Source organism: Acinetobacter sp. S40 (genome assembly GCF_016624705.1).
GTDB lineage: Bacteria > Pseudomonadota > Gammaproteobacteria > Pseudomonadales > Moraxellaceae > Acinetobacter.
In genome coordinates, this window is the sequence record NZ_JACVTU010000002.1 from 68,839 (window position 1) to 90,192 (window position 21,354).

The window sequence follows — 21,354 nt, forward strand, 5'->3', positions numbered from 1 at the left end:
GTTTTAGCCTTGTCCCTGTTGATATTTAATTAACGACTGATGGGCTGGATGATCATGTGGCAATAGCTCCATGAGGCGTTCTACCGCATCAATGGCTTCTGGAAACCGTGCCACATGCTTAAGCAACATGTCTGTTTCTTTAGCCTTAAAAATTGCATCACTTAAACGTGATTCAAGGCAATCACGCCATGCGCACAAAAAAGGACTCTCGGTCTTTGCCAAGAAAACTCCTGTGTACAGCTGTAATGCCGATGATACATAACCTGAATCAAGTGCATTTTCAGCTTGTAAAAAATCCGCTTCGACATGGGCCAATAACCGATAAGGGCGTGAACCCAGCATGCCTCCGAGCACATCCCGTAACTGTGACATCTCAGCTTTTAAGGTTCCCATACTGACTTTACGCTCACCATAAAGAGCCTGGTGCAAAGTTTCCAGATTTAAACCCTGCGGGCACAAAACCAAGATACTCAAAATTTCAATCTGACGAGGTGTAAGTACTAGATTTTTTCCATTGAATAACACTTGTGGAATAGAAAATGCACGTATATATAATTGTTGACGCTGTTGTTCCTGTAAAGCTGTTTGGATAATCGATGCACAGCGTTCAGCGGCTAAAATGCCTAATGAATTATGATTGGTCCATGTCGTGGATAAGTCAATCACACCCAGTAATTGCCTAGAATGAGGGTCAATAATAGGAGCGGCATAACACACCCAGTCTTGTACTGACTGCATATAGTGTTCATTGGAAAAAACACAACTGGATTGGCGAGTTTTGATCGATAGAGCCAATGCATTAGTCCCTACCATTTCCTCACCCCATTGCCCGCCTTCGACAAAATGAACACGTTCAGCAGCGCTACGCATCTGTTGACTGGCAGCCGTCCAAATAATGGTACTCCCCACATCCCCTACTGCAATCACCATAGATGACTGTTCAGCAACATGCTTAAGGTCATTGCCACAATACTGCAAGGCAATATCAAGTGCAGAGGGCTGCTTTTGCGCTAAAGATAATAATGGCGCAGCAGATCGCTCTTTTGGAATCGCCGCAGAAACTGAGCGTTGCCAAGAACTGGCGATGCTTTCATTGAGTTGACCCGCCTGTTGGGTAGAGAGAATGCTTTCTTGACGAAGTGTCTCAACTGCACTACGTTGTTCCCTGAGCTTTTGTTTTGTAACCATTTGTATATTCCCTGAAAATTGTCATGGTCTCCAACCTTTCTCCAACCTTCCGTCTTATATGCTAACTCTATAGCGTACAAAAGTACCTTATACCAAAGCTGTAGAAGCTTCAAATTTGATATGTATATCAATGATAAGCAAAGGAATATTTATATGCGTTACATCGATCCTAATCAACCTGCTTCAAAAGTTCAATTTAAAGCTCAATACGAAAATTTTATTGATGGGCAATGGGTTGCCCCTGTAAAAGGAGAATACTTTGAAAACATCTCTCCTGTCGATGGCAAAGTATTTACAAGAATTCCGCGCTCAAGTGCGGAAGATATTGAATTAGCACTAGATGCTGCCCATAAGGCTAAAGCACAGTGGAATAAAGCCTCTCCAACAACACGTTCAAATTTATTATTAAAAATTGCAGATCGTCTTGAAGCCAATCTGGAAATGTTGGCAGTCGCTGAAACATGGGATAACGGTAAGCCTGTTCGTGAAACACTGGCTGCAGATATTCCATTGGCGATTGATCATTTCCGTTATTTTGCAGGCTGTATCCGCGCTCAGGAAGGCGGCATCTCTGAGATTGATGAAGATACTATCGCCTACCATTTTCACGAGCCTTTAGGAGTGGTCGGCCAAATCATTCCATGGAATTTCCCAATTTTGATGGCTGCGTGGAAACTTGCACCCGCTTTAGCAGCAGGTAATTGTATTGTACTCAAACCTGCGGAACAAACCCCAGCCAGTATTTTGGTCTTAGTTGAACTGATTCAGGATCTTTTACCTGCTGGCATTCTTAATATTGTGAATGGTTATGGGGTTGAAGTTGGTCGCCCACTGGCAACTAACCCGCGCATTGCAAAAATCGCATTTACGGGCTCCACCAAAGTCGGTCAACAAATCATGCAATATGCGACTGAGAATATTATTCCAGTCACGTTAGAACTTGGCGGCAAATCACCCAACATTTTCTTTGAAGATATTTTGGATAAAGAAGATGACTTTCTGGAAAAGACCCTAGAAGGCTTTGCCATGTTTGCTTTGAATCAGGGCGAAGTATGTACCTGTCCATCTCGAGCACTCGTTCAGGAAAGTATTGCTGATCGTTTCCTTGAAATGGCCATTGAACGTGTTAGAAAGATCAAAACTGGACATCCTCTAGATACAGAAACTATGATTGGCGCGCAAGCATCCAAGCAACAATTTGATAAAATTATTGGCTGTATTGATACAGGTCGTAATGAAGGAGCACAATTACTCACGGGTGGTGATGCACGTCATGATGTCGATGGTGGTTTCTATATCGAGCCGACCATTTTCAAAGGCAATAACAGTATGAAGATTTTTCAGGAAGAAATTTTCGGCCCTGTTCTGTCCGTGGCCACATTTAAGGATTTTGATGATGCTATACGCATTGCCAATGATACCGTTTATGGTTTAGGGGCAGGTGTCTGGTCACGTTCTGCGCACACTTCTTATCGTGCAGGTCGCGCGATTGAAGCAGGTCGTGTCTGGACCAATTGTTATCACATTTACCCGGCTCATGCTGCTTTTGGTGGTTATAAACAATCTGGTATTGGACGCGAAAACCACAAGATGATGCTCGACCATTATCAACAAACCAAAAATTTATTGGTCAGTTATTCAACCAAGCCAATGGGCTTTTTCTAAAAGCATTCTTTACCAGAGACGAAATAGAGGTGATTTATTCGCCTCTATTTTTTTAGAATAAAAACAAGATAAATATTTGAAAAAAAATAAATATCTTAAAATTTTCTTTAAAAATTCATATTGTCACTTTGTTTTTATCATTGATCATCCAAAAGCCGATCTGTATTTTCTTTTACGCTAAAGAAACATTCCAGTTTTCTTTTTTGCTGTTTTGGCTTAATGTGAACCTTGTCGATGCAATACTGAATCTATTATGACTCATCACGCCTTTTCCAAAACTATTTACGCTATTCAGCATCTCGCTTTTGAAGATTTAGGTTCATTAGAAGATATTTTTTATCAGTTAGGTTTTCGTATTCGCTATTTTGAGGCGGGTGTAGATGATCTGGCTCCGGCGCTTAAATATGAGGGGCTAACCGTAATTTTAGGTGGGCCAATTGGAGTTTATGAAGAACAAGATTATCCTTTTCTGACCCCAGAAATTGCATTACTCAAACAACGCCTCGTAGATAAAAAACCGACCTTAGGAATTTGCCTTGGTGCGCAGTTAATTGCCAGAGCACTAAATGCCAAAGTTTATGCAGGTCATCAAAAAGAAATAGGCTGGGGTGAGCTAGAAATCAAGGACATTGCTCATAATATTCTTGAACCGCTGGAAGGTGTTGCTGTTTTGCATTGGCATGGTGATACATTTGACTTGCCTGAAAATGCCACTTTACTGGCCAGTTCTGTACTTTATCCTCATCAGGCATTTTCTATTGAGCAGCATGTACTGGCGTTACAGTTTCATATTGAAGTTGCAGAAGATATGTTTGAACGTTGGCTCATTGGCCATACTTGCGAATTACGCCAAGCTAAATTCTCAATTCCCCAATTACGTGAAGAAAATGCATTGCATGCCCAAAATCTTGAACATGCGGCGTACCATGTGATTAAACGATTTTTAAAGCAAATTCAATTATTAAATTAAACAAAGCCTTACCGCCGTCTTTAATTTTCAGAAGAAAATAAGTCAATTACATCCTGTTCCGTCATCCGTTTGGCTGAAGATAAAAATGGATAATAAGCAGGCTTGTGATCGGTATAAATCTCCAGATGAATTTTTGCGTGATCGGGCAACTCGAAAAGCTGAGCATTTACACTATAATAGTCACGCTCATTCAGCTTGTAATATAAATTTGTGCCACATTCTTTACAGAAATATCGAGCTGCCCACTCGGAAGACGCGTATTTTCCAATTGATTTTTCACCAGTCACTTTTAAATGATCTACTACTTCCAAAGTCAGAGATGGCCCGCCACCCCATTTGCGGCACATAGAACAATGACAAACGGCGATTTGTTCTGTTCGAATATTTACCTCAAATTTAACTGTTCCGCATAAACATTGGCCTAACATTGGTTTTCCTCTTATCAAGTGATTTGATTATTTTTATTTCATTGCTATTCTACAAAATAAAAAACTGGTGATGACTTTTAATTACATGAATACATTCGTCAAACTGTAAATTATTATTTCATCATACTTTGATCTTTGAGGGTAATATTTAGGGTGATCTCCTCATAAAAATCCAAATAATACAATTTAAACTTTAATTAAAATATCAAAATAAATATAGAATTCTAATTTATAGATAAATTAAATGAATTTTAAACGCACAACTAAAATTTTCATTGTAATCCTTCACTTTTAATCAGTTTTTATACACTTAAACTTAACACATACACACTCAATATGAATTTAATTATACAATTAGCCAAATGAAGTGAAATTGGTCATTTTTTCGACATTAACTTTTTATCAAATATGGACATGATTTTATTATACCTCCGAGTATCACATGAATGATGTTTCCTACTGAATAATTTAAAGTGAGTTTTATGATTAAAATATGTGAAGTAGATAAAGATAATTGCTTTGATATCTGTGAATTAACAAGTAATAAAGATGGTATTGGTACCATTTTTGAAGACTTTATCTGCTGCAATGCTATTTCTCTGGCTGAATCAAACTATTATCCTGAGTGTAAACCCAAAGCTTTATATAATGATGAAACTTTGATTGGTTTTTTTATGTATAAACATTTTTCTTCTTCTAATGAAGTAGAAGTTTGCCGTTTTATGATTGATTATAAATTTCTAGGACAAGGCTATGGCCGAAAATCTTTTTCCTCTATCTTGGATTTTTTTAAGCGTGATGGAATTAAAACTGTAAACATTATGATTGATGATCACAATGTAATAGCTAAAAATTTGTATACTTCATTTGGTTTTATTTTTACGGGTAAAATCCTAAAAGAAGAATATTATTATCAACTCAAATTTTAATTAGAAGTATGAATAATTTCGACAACTATATTTATGCCGAACTAAAACGCCAGAACATACCAGGAATCGCTGTTGGTATCTTTCAAAATGGTCATCCTGTATTTATGCAAGGATATGGTTTATCTAATTTAGAGCATAATGTACCTGTTTTAACTAATACCGTTTTTCAAAGCGCCTCCATCGGAAAAATGTTTACTGCTATGGCAGTCATGTTGCTGGTTGAAGATAAAAAAATAAGGCTTGATGAATCCATTACAGCCTATTTACCGACTGCACCTAAACATTGGCAAACCATCACACTACGACATTTACTAACGCATACATCAGGTTTAGGTGCCATTGATATAGATATTAAACAGGAATTTACAGACGATGAATATCTTGAATATTATTATGCAGCACCCATTGAGTTTTTGCCTGGCGAACGTTGGTCATATAGTAATACCGGATATTCAGTATTAGGCTTTATGATTAATAAAGTTGCTGGCAAACAGTATGGAGTAATTTTACAGCAGCGCCTTTTTAATCCAGCCGGTATGCATAGTGCATGTATCATTAACGATACTGATATTGTTATGCATCGAGCAGCAGGTTATGAAAATATTCTGGGAGAAATAAAAAATCAGCAATGGATCTCTGATTCAGCCAATACCCTAGCAGAAGGATCCTTATTGTTATCTTTAGAAGATTACCTTAAATGGGATAATATTGTTGCGTCTCGACGTATTTTATCTAAAGAATCATGGAAGCAAATTTTAAGTCCTGTTGTCTTAAATAATGGTCAAAGTTATCCCTATGGTTTTGGTTGGGATATTCAACATCATAATCAGGACCAATTGATCATAGGACATGAGGGCTCATGGCAAGGATTCCGAACAGCACTACAACGCTATGATCAGGATGGAATTACATTTGTTGTCTTAGCAAACGTAAATAATGCAAATGTTGGTGAAATATTGAAACATGTAGCTGTGCTATATAATCCCAATTACAAAGATAATTCAGAGAAAAATAGGGATGACCCGTTTCCTTCGCTAACAGGGGAGTTAATAAAAAAAATACACTTCATCATTGATCAAAAAATTTTTGATCAAGTTGAGTCCAATGTTTCTCAAAATATTTTAGTATCTTATTTGGAAGCCCTTGTAAAAGAAAATATATCTCATCAGCTTTTTTTGATTAATGATCAGCCGAATGGTATTCATTTAGATCGGATTTACAAAATCCATTTTAGAACTAAGACTTTAACTATTTATGTAAGTTTTAATCAAACACTAATGAACATTTATTCTTTATTCATTTATTTAGAATAGTGAATTCAATCTGAGACTTCCCCTTCCATTTTAGTTAAGTTTACTTATTTAGTATTTATCTAAAAATTTTTATTTAGTTCGTTTTTATCACTTATTTTTATAGTTTGATTCTTTAATTTTCAGTTTAAAGAAATAAATCAATTTTTAGAATGTGTAGGCAATAAAAAAGACTTATACAATATTTATAAAATACCATATAAGCCCTTATTTTTTAAATATTATTTCTTAGCAGCTTCTGCTTCAGTTGTAATATTTACAGTAATCTTATCTCCAACATTAGGTACGTAATTTCCAATACCAAATTCAGAACGATTAAATGAAGTGGTTGCATTAAAACCAATCGCAGGTACTTTTGCCATTGGATGTTCACCTTGTTTATTTAACACAGCATCCAATACCACTGGTTTAGTAATACCTTTAACAGTCAAATTACCTGTAATTTTGAAATGCTTTTTGTCTTTTGTCTCAACTTTAGTACTTTTAAATGTAATATTTGGATATTTCGCTGCATTAAACCAACCTTCTTCCTGAAACTCCTTATCCAAAGCCGCTACGTTTGTGTTGACGCTGCTTACAGGAATCGTTACTTCTACAGAAGAATTTGCAGGTTTTGTATTGTCAACTTTAATCACCCCTTGAATATCGCTAAAGTTTGCACTTGGTGTAGAGAAACCAAAGTGGTTCCATGAAAATACTGTCGCTGTGTGGGTTGGGTCAATTTTATAATCTACTGGCGCAGCTAAGGTGAAAGAACTTGCTACTGCAATCGCTAAACCAAATGATAATGTTTTTAAACGCATGATTTTTTTCCTACTCAGTGAATAATGGTAAGTTTATACTTTGTTGGTTTTAATACACTGTTATTTATAAGACGAATTGTTGCAAGCATGCAACAATATCAATTTAATTAAAATTACTTAACAAAATCAAAAAATAATGAGCATAATATCAAAAATAATTAAATAAAGTTAATAAAAATCAATATTTGTTTAGATAAACTAATTAAAAAACTTTAAGAAGAATATTCCTACATACAAAATGACAACAAGTTCAGCCTCTTTTATGTTAAAGATATATTTTATTGCTTCATTTAGGTTCTTGTATGTTAGACATTGTTCAAGCTAAAAGTACTCAAACGCCCTATCGTGTCACCCTTACCGATCCTTCTGGCCATGTGTGGTATGCCGATGAACCGATCGAAAAAGGCGGGCAAAATACCGCCCCTGATCCAGTGCAGCTTTTACTTTCTGCCTTGGGTGCATGTACGACGATCACTTTAGAAATGTATGCGAATCATAAAGGTATCAAACTTGAACATGTCCACGTTAATTTAACAATGAATCCGAACGGTCCCCCAGAAACAGGGCAAAATAATATTGAACGCAAAATAATATTAAAAGGTGAATTTACAGAAGACCAGCATAAACGTTTATTAAAAGTTGCTGAAAGCTGCCCTGTCCATAAAATTCTAACCTCGAATATTTCGATTCAGACGGATATGACATTTTGATTTCACACCCAATGATTGAAATGTACATTTAAACCGCTCAGGAATATTTAAAAATCAATTAAATATTCTCTGAGAAAAGTCGTATGAAATTAATAGGGTAAATAAACATTCCTGTGTCTATTCAAAATTAGTCAATCCTTTGCCAATGACTTCCAATTTGAACGAAATCAGGTAGCTTATCACTATGAAATACATTGTTTTCATTATCTACAGCAAATCTTGACACAGTATTTTCAGTATTATTCCCTAACTTTTGATAAAAACTAAATTCACCCAACACCCCATCCAACGCTGTGGAGTTCTTAATATCTGTAGCCAATGCGTTAGACATATATTGTGATGGGTTGAGAATAAATTCGCATTCCCCTGTCATTGTTTCCCCATCCAGCGCGACAAATGAAAATTTCATAGTAATATCCAATGAGACTCATGCTTTAAAAAAATATAGCACAGAAATATTGAATCAAAAAAACCCAGTCAATCTTTTGATCGACTGGGCTTCAAAAGCTCTATGCTTTGCTGAAATTAGTTCAAGCAGTTAAAGATTTAACCGCATCAACAACTGCGTCAGTTGTGATACCAAAGAACTTAAATAAATCCTTGGCTGGCGCAGATTCACCATAAGTGGTCATACCAATCACTTTGCCATCTAAACCGACGAACTTCCACCAATAATCCACATGCGCTGCTTCAACTGCAACACGAGCGCGGATATTGGAAGGCAGGACGGTCTCACGGTACGCAGCATCCTGCTTCATGAATTCTTCTGCACATGGCATAGAGACCACTCGTACACCTTCAAGTTGCACATAAGCATTCATCGCCAATTCAACTTCTGAACCCGTGGCAATAATAATGGCTTTAAGCTCACCTTTTTCCTGAGCCAATACATAGCCACCTTTTGCAGCATTCTGAATTTGCTGTTCAGTGCGAGTCTGAAATGCTAGATTCTGACGAGACAGGATCAATGCAGATGGACCATCTTTACGCTCTAAAGATGCTTTCCACGCAATGGCCGTTTCAACTGTATCCGCAGGACGCCAAGTGTTTAGATTCGGTGTAGAACGTAATGATGCAATTTGCTCTACAGGCTGGTGGGTTGGACCATCCTCACCCAAACCGATAGAATCATGGGTATAAACATGAATCACACGTTGCTTCATCAATGCAGACATACGCACTGCGTTACGCGCATATTCCATAAACATTAAGAAAGTGGCTACATAAGGAATAAAACCACCGTGTAGGGCAACACCATTGGCAATGGCAGTCATACCAAACTCACGTACACCATAATGCACATAATTACCCGCAGGATTGTCCTGAACGCCCACACAACCTTTCCATAAAGTCAGGTTAGAACCTGCAAGGTCAGCAGAACCACCTAATAACTCAGGCAACAATGGCCCAAAGGTTTGCAAGGTATTCTGGCTCGCTTTACGGGTAGCAATGCTTTCAGCTTTAGCATTCGTTTCTGCAATGAATGCATCTGCTTTTGCAGAAAAATCAGCAGGTAGATCGCCAGAAATACGACGTAGTAATTCAGCAGCTTCAGTTGGATACTTTTCTTGGTACGTTGCAAATACCTGATCCCAAGCAGATTCAACTTGTTGGCCTTTTGCTTTGGCATCCCACTGGGCATAAATGTCCGCAGGAATACTAAAAGATTCATCTTCCCAACCTAACACTTCACGAGTTAGCTTGATTTCATCTACACCTAGTGGTGCACCATGACTGTCTTCTTTACCTTGTTTATTCGGAGAACCTAAACCAATAACGGTTTTACAAATAATGAGGGTGGGTTTAGACGTTTCAGCCTGTGCTTGAATCGTTGCCTGACGAATAGCATCGCCATCATGACCATCGGCGCGTAGCACCTGCCAACCGTATGAATTGAAACGCTGCTCGGTATCATCACTGAACCAGCCCTCAACTTCACCATCAATAGAAATACCATTGTCATCATAATAGGCAATCAGTTTACCTAGACCTAATGTTCCAGCCAAAGAACATGCTTCATGGGAAACCCCTTCCATTAAGCAGCCATCACCTAGAAAACAATACGTATAATGATCCACTACTGTTAAATCAGCTTTGTTAAATTGTGCTGCTAATGTTTTTTCAGCTAATGCAAAACCTACCGCGTTGGCAATCCCCTGACCTAAAGGACCTGTTGTAGTTTCAATACCAGGCGCATAACCTAATTCAGGATGACCTGGTGTTTTAGAATGTAGTTGACGGAATTGCTTGATATCTTCAATTGAAACATCGTAGCCTGTTAAATGCAGCAATGCGTATTGCAACATTGAGCCATGACCATTTGATAACACAAAGCGATCGCGATTGGCCCATTGTGGATTAGCTGGGTTATGGTTTAAAAACTCACGCCAAACGACGTCTGCAATGTCTGCCATACCCATCGGCGCACCAGGATGGCCTGAATTTGCCTGTTGTACAGCATCCATAGCCAATACACGAATTGCATTTGCAACACGACGTTCGTTTAAAGGGGTCGTCATAGGTCAGCGTCCAAATAAATCGATAGAATAAAAAAGATGAGCATGAATCGGGATTCAAAAGCAGGCTATATTGTCTTAAAAAAACATGCACGGGTAAAGCCTATGTCGTGATTTTCCGTACTTTTATATGTCACTTTTGGCTGAATCCTTGTAAATCGCGTACCGATAGATTTGAATTAATATCACTTTTTCTTATCCGCCCTCACGCCATACAATCTTCACGCCTTCAAAATAGCCATATAAAACAATATTAATCAGGTACTTATATTTATTAAATAATTTTTAAAATGCTTAATTTTACCTGTATTTGACATGTAAAAAATTCCGCATCAACAAAAAAGAATTTTAATCATCTATTCCTAAAAATAATGAACTAAACTCATCTCTACTTTTATATTTTATTTTTATTGCGATATCGTATCAAATGTTGAGTATTCAATAAAAAAAGAAGGTTTATATTATAAAATATGCAAGATAAATAAAAATTATTTTATAAATCAAAATATTATTTTAAATATAAAAGAAGAAAAATGACATTAATGGGTTATTTTATGGCTTCTATATAAATTTTATTCATACGCATATCAGATAAAACAAGGCAAAAAGTAAATAAATTCACGCAATTTAATCAGGTTAAGCTAGTCCTAAAGGGCAAGTCGATGTAACATATTATGTCTTTAAAATTACTGTGATAGGACTTTCATGCGCGAGTATGCTGTTTTTACTTCTGAATCTGTAAGCGAAGGCCATCCAGATAAAATGGCTGACCAAATTAGTGATGCGATTCTGGATGCGATCTTAAAAGAAGACCCATATGCACGGGTTGCTTGTGAAACATTAGTAAAAACAGGTGCTGTGGTTCTTGCTGGTGAAATTACAACAACAGCGAACGTTGATTTCGAAGCAATCGTACGCCAGACCGTCAATGGAATTGGTTATCACCATTCTGATCTCGGCTTTGACGGTTCAACCTGTGCTGTGATCAATATGATTGGTAAACAATCTCCTGAAATTGCGCAAGGTGTCGATCGTCAAAAACCAGAAGATCAAGGTGCTGGCGATCAGGGATTAATGTTTGGGTATGCGAGTCGTGAAACTGACGTGCTTATGCCTGCGCCTATTTCGTATGCGCATCGCCTCATGGAACGTCAAGCTGAATTACGCCGTTCAGGTGTTTTACCTTGGTTACGTCCAGATGCAAAAAGCCAGGTGACTTTTGCTTATGAAAATGGTCGTCCTGTACGTCTGGATGCAGTTGTTCTTTCCACTCAACATGACCCTGAAATTTCTCAAACTCAGCTTAAAGAAGCAGTGATTGAAGAAATTGTAAAACCTGTTATTCCAGCTGACATGTTCCATGCAGGCACAAAGTTTCACATCAATCCAACGGGTATGTTTGTAATTGGCGGTCCTGTTGGTGACTGTGGTCTTACTGGTCGTAAAATCATTGTTGATACTTATGGCGGTATGGCTCGTCATGGTGGTGGTGCTTTTTCTGGTAAAGATCCATCAAAAGTTGACCGCTCTGCTGCCTATGCAGGCCGTTATGTTGCCAAGAATATTGTGGCGGCAGGTTTAGCAGATAAATGTGAAATTCAGGTAAGTTATGCTATTGGTGTTGCAGAACCCACCTCTATTTCAATCAATACATTTAATACAGCAAAAGTCGATGATGAGCTAATTATTGCTTTAGTGCGTGAACATTTCGATTTGCGTCCATTCGGCATAACCCGTATGTTAGACTTGTTACAACCAATGTATAAACAAACAGCTGCTTATGGCCACTTTGGTCGCGAAGGCACTGATCATGCGTTTACTTGGGAAAAAACCGATAAAGTTGATATTCTTAAAGATGCTGCTGGTCTATAAAGACTACCCTTTCTATACAAAACAAGCCCGCATTTGCGGGTTTGTTTTTATGTAGACTGATTAACACAAGCAGCTAAAAATTTATTTATTTCCCTAAATTTAACATGTCTAGTTAGTTTTTTTATCGTTAGAATTTAGCACATCCAGTATCGACTTTTGTGTTGGCGTATCTGTCTCATGCGTTTGTACATAAAATTGCACAGTTTTGAACACCATAACAACGGCGAGGCATCCCACAAGACAAAAAATCCACCATCCATACGGACTGCGAATATGTTGTGAACCACAATAAGGGCATTCTTTATCTGTGGATGCAACGACCTTGTTACAACATGCACAGTGATATTGGTATAGCATAGTAATCCTCCCACACGACCCTAAGCTTGTTTTTCTATGTCTGTTTAGCTACAGCTAAATCATTTTAGGCCTTATATTTTTATACTATGTGAAATAGAAGATGATTTCAATGGAATTATTTAACGAGGAAATTCATTATTTATCATAAACATATCTATATTTTTACATTTAATAGTACATAAAAAATAGAATAATCCATAAAAATATTGTTAAAATTTATTAATAGCATTACACAGGTTAATTAAGATGACTCAACTGATTAATAAAGGTGGTTTTCGCGAAAGAGCCAACCGTAGCCGAAAATATAGAGAGTCTGAGAATGAAAAAACCACACTTGTTTCAAATAGATATCAGCCAAACACGAAATTAGAATCACTTAATATTGATGTAGATGAAACAAATAGCCCAAATTCTACCCATAAAAAATAATTGAGGCGAATCATTAAATTGAAACCAGAGACCATCCTTTTCAATTAGCACAATTTAAATCTAAACACCTGTTTTAAATAAACATTTAAACTATCTATAATCTTGTTGGTCAAAACAACTAGTAGACTACGAAAGTTAGAATTTATTAATAAGATCGAGCAGGTAGATATTTTATAACTTAGCAAATCACATTATTTTATTTAAAAAAATCTTTAAAGCTCAAAACTAATCAATATAAAGAACGGTGCAATTTTGACTTAAGCTCAATTGCAGTTATACCGAAAGAGCGACCTTATGCCAGCCACAAAATCAAAACAAATTCGATTTAATGCTTTTGAAATGAACTGTATCGCCCATCAGTCTCCTGGTTTATGGCGACATCCACAGGATCGTTCACGTGAATACAAGGATATAGACTATTGGACGGATCTAGCCAAAATATTGGAACAGGGTATTTTTGATGGCATATTTCTGGCTGACGTTTTAGGTATTTACGATGTATATCATCAAAATATGCATCATGCCTTGTCTGGTGCTGTTCAAGTACCTGTTAATGATCCTTTGCAAATCGTTCCAGCTATGGCAACAGTCACTAAACATCTAGGATTTGGAGTCACCACATCTATTTCATTTGAACATCCTTACCCTTTTGCACGGCGTATGAGTACGCTTGACCATTTGACCAAGGGCCGTGTCGGCTGGAATATTGTAACGTCATATCTGGCCAGTGGTTCTAAAAACTTAGGTCTATCCGATCAGATAAGCCATGATCAACGATATGATATCGCAGATGAATATCTGGAAGTCTTATACAAACTCTGGGAAGGCTCTTGGGAAAATGATGCAGTTCTAGCAGACAAAAAAACAGGTATTTTTGCAGATTCAACTAAAGTCCATCCAATTCAACATAAAGGAAAATATTTTGAGGTTCCAGGGATTCATATTTGTGAACCCTCGCCTCAACGTACACCAGTTTTATATCAAGCAGGCGCTTCGGGACGCGGTCAAACATTTGCTAGTCAAAATGCCGAATGTATTTTTATTGCTGCGCCATCCAAATTGGCGACTCGGAGTATTGTAAAAAGTATTCGTCAAAAATTAATTGACAATGGTCGTGACCCCTATTCAGCCAAAATTTATGCCTTACTCTCTATTGTTACTGATGAAACTGATCATCAAGCACAATTGAAATTTAAAGAATATCAATCATATGCCAGTTATGATGGGGCTTTAACTTTATTATCTGGCTGGTCAGGCGTCGATTTTTCAAATTACAAATCCAAAGATAAAGTTGAGTATATTCAGACAGATGCTATTCAGTCTTTACTTGATTCTTATGTTAATGCAGATCCAGATCGTGTCTGGACAATTGAAGAAATTGCGAACTGGGTTGGGGTCGGTGGTAATGGCCCTGTTTTGGTTGGATCTGCACAAACAGTCGCCGATGAATTACAACAGTGGGTCGAAGACACAGATATAGACGGTTTTAATCTTGCTTATATTTTAGCGCATCAAACTTTTGAGGACATTGTCAATTTTATTGTCCCTGAGTTACAAAAGCGCGGGGTTTATCCAAAGCAATATAGCGAAGGAACGTTAAGAGAAAAATTATTTAATGCAAAAGCACATTTACCCGAATGGCATCGGGGTGCAGCTTATCGTAAATCCACGACATCCTCTCTTAAAGCAGCGGTTTGAAAACCATTAATTTAAACCATAAAAAGCCGAATCAATTATTCGGCTTTGTTTATATAACAGAACATCAAACTTATTTTAGTCTTTGTCTTTATATTCAATTTTCTTGCGATCTGGCGTTACTTCACGAGCCTCCCCATCAATCACACTGGAATCACGATACTGATCATTAGATTGTTGATTTTGCATATCCTGCATTTGACGCATCATGTCAGCAAAAGGATTTTGCCCAGCCTGACCACTTGCACCACCCATCATGCCACCCATCATTTTGTCCATCATGGCTTGCTGGCGTTTTGCCATAGTTTTCATCAAGGCATTCTGGAAAATTCGTTGCACAGCAGGAATTAAAATTAGCACAGCTAAAATATCAGAGATAATACCGGGTAACATTAATAGGAAACCCGCCATCGCCATCGCAAGTTTCTTGCTTACAGCTGGATCAGTACCGATCTGCCCTGTCATTTGCATTTGCTGCAATTGGGGCATAATCCCAGAGGTACTGGAGCGCAGCATGTTTAACCCGATAAAAAATGCGATAATAAACCAGAAAAACACGTACCAGCCGCTAACAAATTGGGCAATACCAATCCATACAGCAATTTCGAGAATCGCGCCAAAAACAACAATCAATAATAAATTCATGTAAAACTTATCTATCTCAAAAATAAATGTTTGCAGCAGTATTAACCAGTGATCTTACGTGGATCAAGATTTTTTAATGCTGTTATGTAACAATATGGGCAATCTTTTATTTTTAAAGTCTGTTATGCCATTAATTATAGGAATTGATCCTGGTTCACGTCTTACGGGTTATGGAATCATTGAAAAAGATGGCGGTCAGCTGCGTTTTATCGATGCAGGCACTATTCGCACTGAAAGTCAGGATATGCCGGAACGTTTAAAGCGAATTTTTGCAGGCGTTGAACGAATTGTAAAATTTCACGGCCCGACCGAAGCCGCAGTGGAACAAGTCTTTATGGCACAAAATCCTGATTCTGCACTAAAACTAGGTCAGGCCCGTGGGGCCGCTATTGCTGCATTGGTCAATCTGGATTTACAAGTAGCTGAGTATACAGCTCGACAAATTAAACAGTCTGTCGTTGGTTATGGTGCGGCAGATAAAGAACAAGTACAAATGATGGTGATGCGCATTTTAAGCTTAAGTATTAAACCTCAAGCCGATGCTGCCGATGCATTGGCAGCTGCAATTTGTCATGCCCATGTCTCTGGCAGTATGAGTAAAATGGCGGTTTTAAATGCACTCGGAGGAATGGCACGTGGTCGTAGCCGTTATAATAGTAGACGGCGTTAACTTAAATTAAGCATTAACGACCTGATAAATCACCTCTGCCATATGCTGTGCTTGAATTCCTCTTTGACCCTGTTCAGCCAGTAAATCACCAGCTTTTCCATGTAATGTAACAATGTCTGAAAGCGTAATATCTGTATGGAACTGCGCTTTTAGACTTGCCACCATACCGGCCAATACATCGCCCATACCTCCCGTTCCCATACCTGCATTGCCCGTTGAACAGACAAATAATGTATCATTTTCCAGAATCAAACTTCCTGAACCTTTAAGTACCCAACTGCCCTTGTATTTTGCTTGTAGCTGATAAATTGCAGCAACGCGATCGTGTTCAACTTGTTGGGCTGTGATATTGAGTAATCGAGCTGCTTCAGCAGAATGTGGTGTTAAATATATATTTTCATTCAAATCAGCACTTTGTTTTTCTGCCAAAAACCAGAGTGCATCCGCATCCAGTACAATTTCAAGCTGAGTCTGAGTTTGTAGAATTTCAAACCAGATGTTAAAAATTTGAGCTGACCAATGATCTCGCCCTAAGCCCATTCCAAAACAGACTGCATCGATATGACGAAATAATTTTTCAATTTTATCTGGGTCAAACTCGTTAATATCCTGAACCATAACATTGGGTGAACGCGACAATATTGCCGTGTGATGTGATGCATCACAAATCACAGTGACTTTCCCTGCGCCTGCGTGAAAAGCTGCTTCCGCTGCCATAATCACCGCACCGCCCATATTGGCATGTCCCCCCACGACCAGCACATGCCCATAACTTCCTTTATGACCAAATGCCTGACGTTTGGGTAAATAAATTTGGGGAGATGTAAAATAAGCAATCTGTTTTAACTCATCATCAGGAGCAATCAAAGAAATGACCTCCAGCCTGCCTACATATTCTTTGGCTTGTCCTGTGACGAGTCCTACTTTTATAGCCAACGCAGTGAATGTAAGATCCGCTTTAATGGCAATGGGTAGAGCCTGCCCCGTGTTAGCATGCAACCCGCTTGGAACATCGACTGCGACTTTGAAACCAGATAATTGATTGAAACGCTGAACAATCTCCTGCCATTTTTGATCAAGCTCACGATTTAAACCGATCCCAAACAAAGCATCAATATGACAATCAAATTGATTTTGAACTTCAAAATTCGGCTCAATGCACACTTTATTGTGTTGGGCATAAAAAATCGCATGTTTTAAGTTTCCAGACTCCGCTCTGGATGCTGCAAAAATTTGAACCTGATATCCTTTTTGAGCCAAATAAGCTGCCGTATAATAACCATCTCCTGCATTATTTCCAGTACCACACCAAATAGCAATTTTTTTAATACTTAGGCTATTTTGTATAATGTATTGATCTAACCGTTCTGCAATTGCCCATGCAACTTGCTGCATTAAACCTAAAGAAGAGTTTTGCTGCGCAAACCAACGCTTTTCCCATGCTTGAATACTTTGGCTATCATAAACAGGGCTATGGTAAACTGGAGTCCGCATTTTTTCTTATTCCTCATTGTTCTTGGCATATGTCGTCTATTTCAGCAGCTTCTATTCCCGTTCTTCAATATGATGCCATTGAACTAAAACAATGGATAAAGGAACAGGCTTTGGCACTTGGTTTTGCTGATTGTGTCATTGCCAAACCAGATGCTCAAGAGCAAATGCCTCGTTTTCAGGAATATTTAAAGCGCGGCTATCATGCGGATATGCATTATTTAACAGAAAATTTAGAAAAACGAGCAGATCCGAAATTGCTGATTCCTGGGACAAAAAGCATTATTTGTGTCCGAATGAATTACTTAGTAGAAACGCCCAAGCCTCGTTATGTCCCAGATGAACCTAATTCAGCCATTATAGCCCGTTATGCACGAGGGCGAGATTATCATAAAATCATGCGTGGCCGTTTAAAAACACTGGCCTCAAAAATCAGAGAAAAAGTGGGAGAATTTGAATCACGCCCTTTTGCAGATTCAGCGCCCATCTTTGAAAAATCATTGGCTGAAAGTGCAGGTATGGGCTGGACAGGGAAACATACTCTACTCATTCATAAAAAGTCAGGTTCGTTTTTCGTCTTAGGTGAATTATTCACTTCGCTAGATTTGCCTTTTGATAAACCAGCCACGGCTCATTGTGGATCATGCAATGCCTGTATCGACATTTGCCCAACTCAGGCCATTGTGGAACCGTATATGCTCGATGCACGTAGATGTATTGCTTATTTAACCATTGAATATAAAGGTATCATTGCAGAAGAGCTTCGTGCAGGAATCGGCAACCGAATCTTCGGCTGTGATGATTGCCAATTGATTTGTCCATGGAACAGCTTTGCCCAAAAAGCGTCTATTTCTGACTTTAATCCACGACATGGTCTTAATGATATTTCCCTGCTTGAAATCTGGCAATGGGATGAATTAACCTTTTTAACACATACCGAAGGTAGCCCGATTCGGCGTACAGGTTATCAGTCGTTCAAGCGTAATATCGCGATTGGTTTAGGAAATGCACCTTATTCTGGATTAATTGTAGAACAGCTCATACAAGCCAAATCCCAACATGATGATATCGTAAATGTACATATTGACTGGGCAATTGAACAACAATTATTAAAGCAACTCGCAAGTCAACAAAAATGATGTTTTTTGCCCTATAGCTTTAGCATGAATTCTGTATGATAAGTTGCTAGTAAAAGCAATCATCATGGATTATGACAATGACCTTACGTAATGATTGGACTCGTAACGAAATCCAAGCACTTTATGATCAACCATTTTTAGATCTGGTTTTTCAGGCGCAACAAGTGCACCGTCAACATTTCTCTGCCAATACGATTCAGGTTAGTACTTTATTGTCCATTAAAACAGGTAAATGTCCTGAAGATTGTAAGTATTGTTCGCAATCGGCTCGGTATGACTCAAAACTTGAAGCAGAAAAGCGTATCGCGGTTGAAAAAGTCATTTCTGAGGCCCAAGCAGCTAAGGAATCAGGTTCTTCACGTTTTTGTATGGGCGCAGCATGGCGTAATCCGCATGAACGTGATATGCCTTACGTTCTGGAAATGGTTCGTGAAGTGAAAGCGCTGGGACTTGAGACCTGTATGACGCTGGGCATGCTTAACCAATCACAGGCTGAACGTTTACATGAAGCAGGCCTAGATTATTACAATCACAATCTAGACACATCTCGCGAGTATTATGGCAACATTATTAGTACCCGCACCTTTGATGATCGTTTAAATACGTTGGATCATGTGCGCAATGCAGGCTTAAAAGTTTGTAGTGGCGGTATTGTGGGTTTAGGTGAACAGAAACAAGACCGTATTGGTTTATTGTTTGAACTTGCAACATTACCTATTCACCCTGAATCTGTGCCTATTAATATGCTGGTTCCAATCGAAGGCACCCCACTGGCCGATGTTGAAAAACTAGATGTAACCGAATGGATTCGCACCATTGCAGTTGCACGTATTATCATGCCACAAAGTTATATTCGTCTTTCTGCGGGTCGTGAGTCGCTTAGTGATTCTGATCAAGCACTCGCGTTTATGGCTGGAGCAAACTCTTTATTCTCTGGTGACAAATTACTAACAACGCCAAATGCCGGTGAAGGTAGAGATCAGCAGCTATTTGCCAAATTAGGGTTAGTGGCTGAAAAACCAAAAGTTTCTGCTCGTGAACTAGCGGTCGATGCCATGAGCGCATAAATTGATCAGCCCTCTTATTTAAGAGGGTTTTTTATGACGTGACTAAAATTCCATACTGCGCGGTTAAATACATCCCTTCACGAATAAGATCTTCCCCGGCTGCATGTTTTACAATAAGTTGCTGAGACTGTGTATCAAAACTTAATGAATCAAATACATCTTGATGTTGCATCAACCAAACAATGGTCAGGCCAAGTTGCTCTGTAACAATATGATGGTCAGAATGTAGTTTATCCGTCATAATTAAACTCAATTGCGAATTATTTAATCATTTTAAAAAATAGGAGCCAAATCATTTTGATTCATGTTTAGTATAGTGCCAATAATCAGGTGAAAAATATATTTATTTACCCTGATAAATACAATTAAAAAGTAGCAAAATAAAAAACACTATAGTAGATTAATATAAACGCATTATTTTATAACCAACTCACTGAAAAATAAACTCATAATTATTTTATAACACTCGTTAAAAAGGATTAACGATGAAAATATTTTTACGATACAGTTTAATATCTTGCACCCTATGTCTATCAATATCCCAACAAGTACACGCTGTAGAAGGCGCCTCAGGTAGACCAAGCACTGGTATGCAGGTCGTTCCTTTAAATGCAGTATTACCATCAGAAGAAGGCGGGATATTGAGCCTCGTAAGTGTCTATTATGACGGCAGTCTAAGTGCTTCCAAACAGGTTCCTATTGCGGGTCAATTGGTTGGAGGAATTGATTATCAACTTTCCTATAATTTATTAAATGGCGTATTTATCTGGAAAACTTCTCCAAAATGGACCTTGGCAACAAGTGTTGGAGTCCCTGTACAATACACCAATATTCGTTCTTATGTGAATGATCGAGAAAGGCAAGAAAACGCGACAAAAATTGGTGATGTTATGTTTTCTCCTCTCATTGCCAACTACCATATCAATCCTATTATGCATGTTCTATTTGGGGTCAACGTCTATGCCCCAACCGGTAGTTATGATCCAAATAAACTGAGCAATGCAAGCCAAAATACATGGACATTTGTTCCAAATATGGCAATGACAACCATTCTACCAAAACTAAAAACTGAACTCACAGCAAATATGGGTTATGAGTTTTATACCAAAAATGAAGCCACTGATTATAAAAATGGTGAAATGTTCCGTCTTGATTTATTAGGACTAAAACGGTTTGAGTCAGGATTAGGAGTGGGAGTGGTGGGTGGGATGATTTATCAAACCACAGATGATGATAGCCGTTTCTCTGAGCGTTTAGATGGATTTAAAGGTCGCTCTTATGGAGTTGGACCAATCTTAACTTATGAAAAGAAACTCGGACAGGATTATTCACTTTCACTCTCCGCTCGTGGCGTACATGAATTTGATGTGAAAAACCGGCCAGAAGGTACGGCTTATCAACTTAATCTTTCACTTCAATATTAATAACAGTTTTATCAACTTTAATGACAATAAATGGAAATGTGAGTAC

21 protein-coding genes are annotated in these 21,354 nt (G+C 38.2%); 12 read left to right on the plus strand and 9 right to left on the minus strand.

Annotated features, from left to right (window positions below; translation table 11 throughout):
• Nucleotides 1–3: 3 nt before the first annotated feature.
• Nucleotides 4–1,188, minus strand: coding sequence for a transcriptional regulator (locus tag IAE19_RS02875; RefSeq protein WP_200459438.1), 1,185 nt, complete (start codon nt 1,186–1,188; stop codon nt 4–6).
• 153 nt (nt 1,189–1,341) lie between these two features.
• On the opposite strand from IAE19_RS02875, the gene IAE19_RS02880 reads away from it, so the two are divergent.
• Nucleotides 1,342–2,853 (plus strand): aldehyde dehydrogenase family protein, encoded by a 1,512-nt coding sequence (locus IAE19_RS02880; RefSeq protein WP_200459439.1) that lies wholly within the window; start codon nt 1,342–1,344, stop codon nt 2,851–2,853.
• A 253-nt stretch (nt 2,854–3,106) separates the two neighbouring features.
• Nucleotides 3,107–3,823 (plus strand): glutamine amidotransferase, encoded by a 717-nt coding sequence (locus IAE19_RS02885; RefSeq protein WP_200459440.1) that lies wholly within the window; start codon nt 3,107–3,109, stop codon nt 3,821–3,823.
• Between the two features lie 20 nt (nt 3,824–3,843).
• On the opposite strand, the gene IAE19_RS02890 is transcribed toward IAE19_RS02885, so the two are convergent.
• On the minus strand, nt 3,844–4,251 hold the full coding sequence (locus tag IAE19_RS02890; RefSeq protein ID WP_200459441.1) for a GFA family protein: 408 nt from the start codon (nt 4,249–4,251) through the stop codon (nt 3,844–3,846).
• Nucleotides 4,252–4,733: 482 nt separating this feature from the next.
• Here IAE19_RS02890 and IAE19_RS02895 point away from each other — a divergent pair, with 482 nt between their 5' ends.
• Nucleotides 4,734–5,180 (plus strand): GNAT family N-acetyltransferase, encoded by a 447-nt coding sequence (locus tag IAE19_RS02895; protein WP_200459442.1) that lies wholly within the window; start codon nt 4,734–4,736, stop codon nt 5,178–5,180.
• Nucleotides 5,181–5,188: 8 nt separating this feature from the next.
• On the plus strand, nt 5,189–6,493 hold the full coding sequence (locus IAE19_RS02900) for a serine hydrolase domain-containing protein (RefSeq protein ID WP_200459443.1): 1,305 nt from the start codon (nt 5,189–5,191) through the stop codon (nt 6,491–6,493).
• 218 nt (nt 6,494–6,711) lie between these two features.
• On the opposite strand, the gene IAE19_RS02905 is transcribed toward IAE19_RS02900, so the two are convergent.
• The gene (locus IAE19_RS02905; protein ID WP_200459444.1) at nt 6,712–7,293 is read right to left on the minus strand and encodes a YceI family protein; all 582 of its coding nucleotides are present in this window, start codon (nt 7,291–7,293) and stop codon (nt 6,712–6,714) included.
• Between the two features lie 302 nt (nt 7,294–7,595).
• Here IAE19_RS02905 and IAE19_RS02910 point away from each other — a divergent pair, with 302 nt between their 5' ends.
• Complete coding sequence (locus IAE19_RS02910; RefSeq protein WP_200459445.1) at nt 7,596–8,003, plus strand: OsmC family protein; 408 nt, start codon at nt 7,596–7,598, stop codon at nt 8,001–8,003.
• Nucleotides 8,004–8,130: 127 nt separating this feature from the next.
• Here the strand turns inward: IAE19_RS02910 and IAE19_RS02915 are convergent, their stop codons facing one another.
• The gene (locus tag IAE19_RS02915; protein WP_200459446.1) at nt 8,131–8,412 is read right to left on the minus strand and encodes a hypothetical protein; all 282 of its coding nucleotides are present in this window, start codon (nt 8,410–8,412) and stop codon (nt 8,131–8,133) included.
• Between the two features lie 121 nt (nt 8,413–8,533).
• Entirely contained in the window at nt 8,534–10,522 is a 1,989-nt protein-coding gene (gene tkt, locus IAE19_RS02920; RefSeq protein ID WP_200459447.1) for a transketolase, read from the minus strand.
• Between the two features lie 702 nt (nt 10,523–11,224).
• Between tkt and metK the strand changes: the two genes are divergently transcribed.
• A complete protein-coding gene (gene metK, locus IAE19_RS02925; RefSeq protein WP_200459448.1) occupies nt 11,225–12,391 on the plus strand; it encodes a methionine adenosyltransferase in 1,167 nt (388 codons plus the stop codon).
• 108 nt (nt 12,392–12,499) lie between these two features.
• Here the strand turns inward: metK and IAE19_RS02930 are convergent, their stop codons facing one another.
• Complete coding sequence (locus IAE19_RS02930) at nt 12,500–12,748, minus strand: hypothetical protein (RefSeq protein ID WP_200459449.1); 249 nt, start codon at nt 12,746–12,748, stop codon at nt 12,500–12,502.
• Nucleotides 12,749–12,994: 246 nt separating this feature from the next.
• Between IAE19_RS02930 and IAE19_RS02935 the strand changes: the two genes are divergently transcribed.
• Together IAE19_RS02935 and IAE19_RS02940 are read left to right on the plus strand one after the other, a co-directional pair.
• Nucleotides 12,995–13,177: a hypothetical protein gene (locus tag IAE19_RS02935; protein WP_200459450.1), complete on the plus strand. Its 183-nt coding sequence runs from the start codon at nt 12,995–12,997 to the stop codon at nt 13,175–13,177.
• Between the two features lie 294 nt (nt 13,178–13,471).
• Complete coding sequence (locus IAE19_RS02940) at nt 13,472–14,875, plus strand: LLM class flavin-dependent oxidoreductase (protein ID WP_200459451.1); 1,404 nt, start codon at nt 13,472–13,474, stop codon at nt 14,873–14,875.
• 75 nt (nt 14,876–14,950) lie between these two features.
• Here the strand turns inward: IAE19_RS02940 and IAE19_RS02945 are convergent, their stop codons facing one another.
• Complete coding sequence (locus IAE19_RS02945) at nt 14,951–15,517, minus strand: FxsA family protein (RefSeq protein ID WP_200459452.1); 567 nt, start codon at nt 15,515–15,517, stop codon at nt 14,951–14,953.
• Nucleotides 15,518–15,641: 124 nt separating this feature from the next.
• Between IAE19_RS02945 and ruvC the strand changes: the two genes are divergently transcribed.
• Nucleotides 15,642–16,187 (plus strand): crossover junction endodeoxyribonuclease RuvC, encoded by a 546-nt coding sequence (ruvC, locus tag IAE19_RS02950; RefSeq protein WP_200459453.1) that lies wholly within the window; start codon nt 15,642–15,644, stop codon nt 16,185–16,187.
• Nucleotides 16,188–16,193: 6 nt separating this feature from the next.
• Here ruvC and IAE19_RS02955 read toward each other — a convergent pair whose 3' ends face one another.
• On the minus strand, nt 16,194–17,681 hold the full coding sequence (locus tag IAE19_RS02955) for an NAD(P)H-hydrate dehydratase (protein WP_200459454.1): 1,488 nt from the start codon (nt 17,679–17,681) through the stop codon (nt 16,194–16,196).
• A gap of 29 nt (nt 17,682–17,710) precedes the next feature.
• Between IAE19_RS02955 and queG the strand changes: the two genes are divergently transcribed.
• Both queG and bioB read left to right on the plus strand, forming a co-directional pair.
• Nucleotides 17,711–18,817, plus strand: coding sequence for a tRNA epoxyqueuosine(34) reductase QueG (gene queG / locus IAE19_RS02960; RefSeq protein WP_200459455.1), 1,107 nt, complete (start codon nt 17,711–17,713; stop codon nt 18,815–18,817).
• Between the two features lie 77 nt (nt 18,818–18,894).
• Nucleotides 18,895–19,884 (plus strand): biotin synthase BioB, encoded by a 990-nt coding sequence (gene bioB / locus IAE19_RS02965; protein WP_200459456.1) that lies wholly within the window; start codon nt 18,895–18,897, stop codon nt 19,882–19,884.
• Between the two features lie 31 nt (nt 19,885–19,915).
• Here bioB and IAE19_RS02970 read toward each other — a convergent pair whose 3' ends face one another.
• Nucleotides 19,916–20,125 (minus strand): hypothetical protein, encoded by a 210-nt coding sequence (locus IAE19_RS02970; RefSeq protein ID WP_200459457.1) that lies wholly within the window; start codon nt 20,123–20,125, stop codon nt 19,916–19,918.
• Between the two features lie 244 nt (nt 20,126–20,369).
• Between IAE19_RS02970 and IAE19_RS02975 the strand changes: the two genes are divergently transcribed.
• Complete coding sequence (locus IAE19_RS02975; RefSeq protein WP_200459458.1) at nt 20,370–21,308, plus strand: transporter; 939 nt, start codon at nt 20,370–20,372, stop codon at nt 21,306–21,308.
• The last annotated feature ends 46 nt before the right edge of the window (nt 21,309–21,354 follow it).

Excerpts from the sequence above, each read along its gene's own strand:
- IAE19_RS02945 (WP_200459452.1), bottom strand. The coding sequence starts at position 15,517 with ATGAATTTATTATTGATTGTTGTTTTTGGCGCGATTCTCGAAATTGCT.
- metK (WP_200459448.1), top strand. The coding sequence starts at position 11,225 with ATGCGCGAGTATGCTGTTTTTACTTCTGAATCTGTAAGCGAAGGCCAT.
- IAE19_RS02930 (WP_200459449.1), bottom strand. The coding sequence starts at position 12,748 with ATGCTATACCAATATCACTGTGCATGTTGTAACAAGGTCGTTGCATCC.
- IAE19_RS02955 (WP_200459454.1), bottom strand. The coding sequence starts at position 17,681 with ATGCGGACTCCAGTTTACCATAGCCCTGTTTATGATAGCCAAAGTATT.
- IAE19_RS02940 (WP_200459451.1), top strand. The coding sequence starts at position 13,472 with ATGCCAGCCACAAAATCAAAACAAATTCGATTTAATGCTTTTGAAATG.
- IAE19_RS02900 (WP_200459443.1), top strand. The coding sequence starts at position 5,189 with ATGAATAATTTCGACAACTATATTTATGCCGAACTAAAACGCCAGAAC.
- IAE19_RS02895 (WP_200459442.1), top strand. The coding sequence starts at position 4,734 with ATGATTAAAATATGTGAAGTAGATAAAGATAATTGCTTTGATATCTGT.
- IAE19_RS02885 (WP_200459440.1), top strand. The coding sequence starts at position 3,107 with ATGACTCATCACGCCTTTTCCAAAACTATTTACGCTATTCAGCATCTC.
- IAE19_RS02970 (WP_200459457.1), bottom strand. The coding sequence starts at position 20,125 with ATGACGGATAAACTACATTCTGACCATCATATTGTTACAGAGCAACTT.
- IAE19_RS02875 (WP_200459438.1), bottom strand. The coding sequence starts at position 1,188 with ATGGTTACAAAACAAAAGCTCAGGGAACAACGTAGTGCAGTTGAGACA.
- bioB (WP_200459456.1), top strand. The coding sequence starts at position 18,895 with ATGACCTTACGTAATGATTGGACTCGTAACGAAATCCAAGCACTTTAT.
- IAE19_RS02915 (WP_200459446.1), bottom strand. The coding sequence starts at position 8,412 with ATGAAATTTTCATTTGTCGCGCTGGATGGGGAAACAATGACAGGGGAA.
- IAE19_RS02890 (WP_200459441.1), bottom strand. The coding sequence starts at position 4,251 with ATGTTAGGCCAATGTTTATGCGGAACAGTTAAATTTGAGGTAAATATT.
- IAE19_RS02880 (WP_200459439.1), top strand. The coding sequence starts at position 1,342 with ATGCGTTACATCGATCCTAATCAACCTGCTTCAAAAGTTCAATTTAAA.
- IAE19_RS02910 (WP_200459445.1), top strand. The coding sequence starts at position 7,596 with ATGTTAGACATTGTTCAAGCTAAAAGTACTCAAACGCCCTATCGTGTC.
- tkt (WP_200459447.1), bottom strand. The coding sequence starts at position 10,522 with ATGACGACCCCTTTAAACGAACGTCGTGTTGCAAATGCAATTCGTGTA.
- IAE19_RS02935 (WP_200459450.1), top strand. The coding sequence starts at position 12,995 with ATGACTCAACTGATTAATAAAGGTGGTTTTCGCGAAAGAGCCAACCGT.
- IAE19_RS02905 (WP_200459444.1), bottom strand. The coding sequence starts at position 7,293 with ATGCGTTTAAAAACATTATCATTTGGTTTAGCGATTGCAGTAGCAAGT.
- ruvC (WP_200459453.1), top strand. The coding sequence starts at position 15,642 with ATGCCATTAATTATAGGAATTGATCCTGGTTCACGTCTTACGGGTTAT.
- IAE19_RS02975 (WP_200459458.1), top strand. The coding sequence starts at position 20,370 with ATGAAAATATTTTTACGATACAGTTTAATATCTTGCACCCTATGTCTA.
- queG (WP_200459455.1), top strand. The coding sequence starts at position 17,711 with ATGTCGTCTATTTCAGCAGCTTCTATTCCCGTTCTTCAATATGATGCC.